The organism is Clavibacter sp. MX14-G9D (assembly GCF_032917815.1).
GTDB classification, from domain to species: Bacteria; Actinomycetota; Actinomycetes; order Actinomycetales; family Microbacteriaceae; genus Clavibacter; species Clavibacter michiganensis_K.
Window position 1 is genome coordinate 1 of record NZ_JAVCVL010000170.1, and the last position, 5,955, is coordinate 5,955.

Here is a 5,955-nt window from a genome sequence, read left to right on the forward strand (position 1 = left end):
CGGCGGCGCCCCGCCTCGGACTCGGCCGCGGCGGCCGCGGCGGTCGCGGCGGGGGGCGCCGCGCCCACGCGAGCACCCCCGCTCCCGGCGCGGGCACGTCGTCCGGCAGCCCGAACTCCTGGAACGCGATCCTCTCCTCCACCGGGTAGGGCTCGCTCCCGGTGATGGCGCGGAGGATCCGCGAGTTGCGGTGCGCCGTCATCCCGAGGTCGGGCGCGACGAACCCGTGCGTGTGCACCTCCGCGTTCTGGACGAAGAGCGTGCCGGCGTCGTCGACCGTGTGCTCGCGCGCCACGTCGAGGCGCCCCCGGGCGTCGCGGCGCACGCGGTCGCCGAGCCCGGCGAGGATCGCCGGCGGGCCGGCGTCGTACCCGCTCGCGACGACGACCCCGCTCGTCGGCCACTCCCGCTCGGCACCCGTCTCGGCGTGCCGCAGCCCGAGGACCGTGCCGCCGTCCGCGGTCGCACGGGCCGACACCACCTCCGCGTTGGTGAGCAGGCGCGTGGGCACCCCGGATCCCGCGTCGCCGCCCGGGGCGAGCCGCCCCTGGGCCCGCAGCGCGTCGAACGCCAGCCGCTTGCGGTAGAGCGCCTGGAACACGTCGTCGATGAGCGCGGAGTCGATGCCCTTGTAGAGCCCCCGCTGCGCGCGCAGCAGCGACTCGCGGGCGTCGGCGGGCAGGCCGAAGAAGTGGTCGCTGTACTCGGGGCTCGTCATCTCGAGGGTGAGGCGCGTGTACTCGAGCGGGAAGAACCGCGGCGAGCGCGTGATCCAGTCGAGCCGGTACCCCCGCGCGTCGACGTCCTCGAGGAGGTCGCGGTAGACCTCGGCCGCGCTCTGCCCGCTGCCGACGACCGTGATCGCGTCCCGCTCCTGCAGCGCGGCCTTGGCGCCGAGGTAGCCGGAGCTGTGCACCGCCCCCGGCAGGTCGCGCAGCGCCTCGGGCAGCCACGGCGGCGTGCCCACGCCGACCACGAGGGCGCGCCCGCGGTGCACGTGCGCGCCGCCCGCGGAGTCGACCGACTCGACGACGTACGCGTCGTCGGCCTCGTCGTAGCGGATCGCGCGCACGTCGCGGTCGAGCTCGACGCCCCGCGCCCGCTCCGCCGCCCAGCGGCAGTAGGCGACGTACTCGCTGCGCAGCACGAAGGGGTCCTCGCGGATGTAGAAGGAGTACAGCCGTCCGGTCTCCTTGAGGTAGGCGAGGAACGAGAAGCGCGAGGTCGGGTCGGCGAGCGTCACGAGGTCCGCGAGGAACGGCGTCTGCAGGTGCGCGGTCGGCAGCATCATGCCGGGGTGCCAGTCGAAGCGCGGCTTCCGCTCGAGCACGACGAGGTCGACGTCGAGCGGGTCCGCGAGGCAGGCGAGCCCGAGGTTCGCCGGGCCGAGGCCGACGGCGACGACGTCGCGGACGCGGTCGGGTGCGGCCCCGCTCATCGTCCGTCCTCCGCACCGCGGAGCCCGGCGTCGAGCGCGTCGCCCGCCGCGACGACGAGCGCCAGGATCTCCCGGATGTGCGCGTCCGTCGTGGCGGGGTTCAGCAGGGTGAGCTTCAGGTGGGCCCGGCCGTCCACCCGCGTCGCCGCGACCATCGCGCGCCCGGAGTCGTGGATCGCCTGCCGGATGCCGCGGTTCACGGCGTCGGATCGCGCCCCCGCGTCCGCTGCCGCGGATCCGCCACGCTCCCCCGCCGGCACGTACCGGAACACGAGCGCGCTCAGCTCGGGCCGCACCACCACGTCGAGGGCCGGATCCCGGCGCATCGCGAGCCAGGTGCGGTCGGCGAGCGCGATGACGTCGTCGAGCATCCGCCCCACGCCGTCGGCGCCCACCGTGCGGAGGGTCAGCCACAGCTTGAGCGCGTCGAAGCGCCGCGTGGTCTGCAGCGACTTGTCGACCTGGTTGGGCGTCCCCTCGTGCGCCCGGTCGGCGGGGTTCAGGTAGTCGGCGTGGAGCGTCGCGTGCCGGAGCGTGCGGCGGTCGCGCACGAGCAGCGCGCTGGAGCTCACCGGCTGGAAGAACGTCTTGTGGTAGTCGACGGTGACGGAGTCGGCCCGCTCGATGCCGTCGAGGAGGCCGCGATGGGTGCGGGAGGCGAGGAGGCCGCCGCCGTAGGCCGCGTCCACGTGCAGCCGGATCCCCGCGCGGCGGCACGCGTCCGCGATCGCGGGCAGCGGGTCGATGCTCCCGAAGTCGGTGGTGCCGGCGGTCGCGACCACGGCGACCGGCAGGAGCCCGGCCGACGCGCAGCGGGCGAGCTCGCGCTCGAGGGCGTCGACGCGCATGCGCCGCGCGTCGTCGCTCGGGACGCGGATGACGGCGTCGGGGGCGAGGCCCAGGATCCGTGCGCTCTTCTCCACGCTGAAGTGCCCGACGTCGCTGACGAGGATCCGCATCCGGTGCCGGTCGTCGGCCGCGAGCGCGTGCACGGCGGCGGCCTCGTCGCGCGCGAGCATCAGCGCCTGCAGGTTGGACTGGCTGCCGCCGCTCGTGAAGACGCCGTCGGCGTCGTCGCCGAGGCCGATGCGCCCCGCGGTCCAGTCGATGAGCGCCCGCTCGATGAGGGTCGCGCCCGCGCTCTGGTCCCAGGTGTCCATCGAGGTGTTGACGCTGGAGAGGATGAGCTCCCCCGCGAGCGCCGGGATGAGGACCGGGCAGTTGAGGTGCGCGACGTAGGAGGGGTCGTGGAACCAGATCGCGTCGCGGAGGTACAGGCCGTCGAGCTCGTCGAGGGCCTCGTCCAGGCCGCCGAGCGGCTGGTCGAGGTCGAGGCCCGCGAACGCGCCGCGGAGCCGGGAGGGCGCGATGCCCGTGGAGGGGCCGTCGGCGCGCTGCGCCGCCTGGCGCACACGGTCGGCGGCCGCGCGGAGGGCCGTGTCCCAGCCGGGCAGCGTCCGGTCGGAGAACAGCTCCGCGGCGGGGTCGACGCGGGGCGGATCCGCGGCGGGACGGGGATCGGCGAGGGTCGGGGCGGTCGGTCGGGAGGCGTGCGGGGAGAGGGTCATGGGTCCTTCGTCGATTCGGTGGGGGAGCCGTGTCTGGGTCACGGGCACCGTCGGAAGTTAGGTAAGGCTCACCTACTATCGGGGGTGCGTCCGGGAAAGGCAACCGGCTGTGGCGAACTCGCGGGGACCCCCCGCGGGGCGCTTCGACGCGCCCGCGCGGCCCGCCTCCGCACCCGCCGTCCGCACCCGGACGCTCGTAGGGTGGGCACCATGAGCGATCGCGACGAGCACGCAGACGGCATCCGCACCGGGCGCGGCCCCGGCGACCCCGACGGGCTGGTGACCGTGGACGACGTGGTCTCCGCCGACGGCCACCGGACCCCGACCGGTGACGCGGTCCGTGCGCCCGACGGCACGGACTACGGCCACGCGGAGGAGGACACCCTCGAGGTGGAGGACGCGGAGCCCGCGAGCCCCGACCACCCCGCCATCCCCGACAACCGCGCCGTCACCGCCGCCGACTCGCACATGAGCGCGCCCGCCGACGACGCCGACGGCCACGTGGATCCCGAGGGGCGCTGACGTGACGGACGCCGTGCCCGACGCTCCCCGCCACCCGCTGCCCGACGCCGCGCCCCGCGACGCCGACTCGGTCGCCTCCCGCGACGAGGCTGCCGAGGAGGACGCCCGCGAGGACGCGCCCGACCCGTTCGGCGAGGGCCCGGACGACATGTGACGCCCCGCGCGCACCGCCGGCCGGCCGCCGGGAGACGCGTTGCATGGGGGTTCCCTGAACGCCGACCACACGGGCGGAGGCCGAGCGTAGCGTCGGCCTCATGGACACCGACGACCCGCGCCTCCAGCCCGCGGACACCTCAGACACACGCCAGGACAAGGACTTCACCTCCCCCAGCGAGGACGACACGCAGGTGAAGCAGAGCGAGCAGATCGTCGAGAGCGAGGGCGTCTCCGACGACGTCCCCGCCGCCGAGGACGACGTGCAGGTCCTCCCCGGCTCGGGCGGACCCGACGACGTCGGCGAGATCGACGTCGACCCCGACGAGCTCAACCTCAGCGGCGACTCGATCCCCGGCCACCCCAAGCCCGAAGCGGGTGAGTGACCGTGACGGACGCCACCTCCACCACGCCAGGTGACGACTCCACCGGCGACGACACGGCGCTCGACGCGGTGGGCATGGACACGGCGACGGTCGTGAACGACGCCGTCGCCGGCGAGACCGTCTTCCCCGACACCGACGAGCCGGTCGAGCAGGTCGACGACGACGACGCCGTCACCGCCGAGGACGCCGAGCCCGAGGCCGACGCCCTGGGCGTCGACGGCGAGGCCGAGCCCGCCCTCGCCCCGAACGACCTCGCTGGCCGGGACATCGACCTGGACGACACCCCGCCGAGCTGATCCGCCCGGCACCCCCTTCCCGAACTCATCACGCAGCCATCAGGAGACCCATGAGCACCGACCAGTACACGTTCCAGGACCCGACGAAGATGTACGCCGACATCGATCCGACCGCGCAGCAGCAGGACGGCCCCGGCCTCGACGCCGACCTCGACGAGACCGCGGACCGCGGCGAGCGCACGTACCGCGGATCCGGCCGCCTCGAGGGGCGCAAGGCCCTCATCACGGGCGCCGACTCCGGCATCGGCGCGGCCGTGGCCATCGCCTACGCCCGCGAGGGCGCGGACGTCGCCCTGTCCTACCTGCCCGAGGAGGAGGAGGACGCGCGGAAGGTCGTCGCCCTCATCGAGGAGGCCGGACGCACGGCCGTCGCGATCCCCGGCGACATCTCCACCGCGGAGTTCAGCCGCGAGCTCGTCGCGAAGGCCGTCGAGGGCCTCGGCGGCCTCGACATCCTCGTGAACAACGCCGGCAAGCAGCAGAACGTCGACGCGCTCGAGGACATCTCCGACGAGGAGTTCGACCTCACCTTCAAGACCAACGTCTACGCGATGTTCTGGATCACGAAGGCGGCGCTGCCGCACCTGGCGCCCGGCTCGTCGATCATCAACACGTCCTCGATCCAGGCCTACCAGCCCTCGCCGAACCTGATCCACTACGCCACCACGAAGGCGTCGATCAACACGTTCTCCAAGGGCCTCGCGCAGCAGCTCGCGCCGAAGGGCATCCGCGTGAACGTGGTCGCGCCCGGCCCGATCTGGACCCCGCTGCAGACCGCCGGCGGCCAACCCGCCGACGCGCTGCCCGAGTTCGGCGAGCAGACCCCGCTCGGCCGCGCCGGACAGCCTGCGGAGCTCGCGCCCGCCTACGTGTTCCTCGCCTCCAACGAGTCGAGCTACGTCGTCGGCGAGACGCTGCACGTCAACGGCGGCATGCCGACGCCGTAGCGCGCCGCGCGACCGCGCACCCGTACCGCCCGACGCCCGGGCCGGTTCCCTGCCGGCCCGGGCGTCGTCGCACCCGGACCCGCGCCGCGCACCGGAATAGGGTCGAGCGATGACCGACATCCCGGCCCGCGTCGGCGGGAACCTCCTCGCGGGGCTCGTCGCCGCGCTCCGCGTCGTCCGGAGCCCGCGGCCGCTGCACCCGCACGGCGTCGCCCTCGCGGGGTCGCTCGCGCCCGTCCCGGGCCGCGCCGCCTCCGGCCTCGCCTGGCTCGACGGGCTCGACGAGCCGCTCGCGATCGACGCCCGGTTCTCGCGGGGCGGCGGCACGCCGCCCGCCCTCCCCGACGTCCTCGGCCTCGCGCTCCGGATACCCGACGGCGGCGGCACCACGGTCGACGTCCTGCTCTCGACGACGGGGCTCGGCTTCCCCGGGCGGTTCCTGCTGCAGCCGCGTCGCGCGCTCTCGGGCGCGCGCATGACCACGCTCATGCCCTACCGCGGATCGGCGGGGCCGGTCCTGCTCGGCGTCGTGGTGGACCGGGAGCCGCACCTGCCCGCGGGCGCCGCCGACCTCGGACGCGCCCTCGCCTCGCAGCCGCTCCGCATGCGGCTCGTGCACGCGACGCCGCGCGGCCGGTGGCACGT

At 75.0% G+C, this 5,955-nt stretch carries 8 protein-coding genes; 6 read left to right on the plus strand and 2 right to left on the minus strand.

What is annotated here, in order from left to right:
* A partial coding sequence (locus tag Q6969_RS12130) for a SidA/IucD/PvdA family monooxygenase (RefSeq protein WP_317230669.1) occupies window positions 1-1,438 on the minus strand: 1,438 nt, incomplete at its 3' end.
* Complete coding sequence (locus Q6969_RS12135; RefSeq protein ID WP_317230670.1) at window positions 1,435-3,006, minus strand: aspartate aminotransferase family protein; 1,572 nt, start codon at window positions 3,004-3,006, stop codon at window positions 1,435-1,437. The genes Q6969_RS12135 and Q6969_RS12130, both read right to left, overlap by 4 nt.
* A 210-nt stretch (window positions 3,007-3,216) precedes the next feature.
* On the opposite strand from Q6969_RS12135, the gene Q6969_RS12140 reads away from it, so the two are divergent.
* The 6 genes from Q6969_RS12140 to Q6969_RS12165 all read left to right on the plus strand — a co-directional run.
* Complete coding sequence (locus tag Q6969_RS12140) at window positions 3,217-3,528, plus strand: hypothetical protein (RefSeq protein WP_317230671.1); 312 nt, start codon at window positions 3,217-3,219, stop codon at window positions 3,526-3,528.
* A 1-nt stretch (window position 3,529) separates the two neighbouring features.
* Complete coding sequence (locus Q6969_RS12145; protein WP_317230672.1) at window positions 3,530-3,682, plus strand: hypothetical protein; 153 nt, start codon at window positions 3,530-3,532, stop codon at window positions 3,680-3,682.
* Window positions 3,683-3,782: 100 nt separating this feature from the next.
* Window positions 3,783-4,067: a hypothetical protein gene (locus Q6969_RS12150; protein WP_104289719.1), complete on the plus strand. Its 285-nt coding sequence runs from the start codon at window positions 3,783-3,785 to the stop codon at window positions 4,065-4,067.
* A gap of 2 nt (window positions 4,068-4,069) precedes the next feature.
* On the plus strand, window positions 4,070-4,363 hold the full coding sequence (locus Q6969_RS12155) for a hypothetical protein (protein ID WP_317230673.1): 294 nt from the start codon (window positions 4,070-4,072) through the stop codon (window positions 4,361-4,363).
* A gap of 50 nt (window positions 4,364-4,413) precedes the next feature.
* Window positions 4,414-5,310, plus strand: a complete 897-nt coding sequence (locus tag Q6969_RS12160) for a glucose 1-dehydrogenase (protein ID WP_317230674.1) — start codon at window positions 4,414-4,416, stop codon at window positions 5,308-5,310.
* Window positions 5,311-5,419: 109 nt separating this feature from the next.
* On the plus strand, window positions 5,420-5,955 hold a 536-nt coding region (locus Q6969_RS12165; RefSeq protein ID WP_317230675.1), incomplete at its 3' end, for a hypothetical protein.

Bases quoted from the DNA above. Each gene is read 5' to 3' on its own strand.
- Q6969_RS12150 (WP_104289719.1), top strand. From the start codon at position 3,783: ATGGACACCGACGACCCGCGCCTCCAGCCCGCGGACACCTCAGACACA.
- Q6969_RS12140 (WP_317230671.1), top strand. From the start codon at position 3,217: ATGAGCGATCGCGACGAGCACGCAGACGGCATCCGCACCGGGCGCGGC.
- Q6969_RS12160 (WP_317230674.1), top strand. From the start codon at position 4,414: ATGAGCACCGACCAGTACACGTTCCAGGACCCGACGAAGATGTACGCC.
- Q6969_RS12135 (WP_317230670.1), bottom strand. From the start codon at position 3,006: ATGACCCTCTCCCCGCACGCCTCCCGACCGACCGCCCCGACCCTCGCC.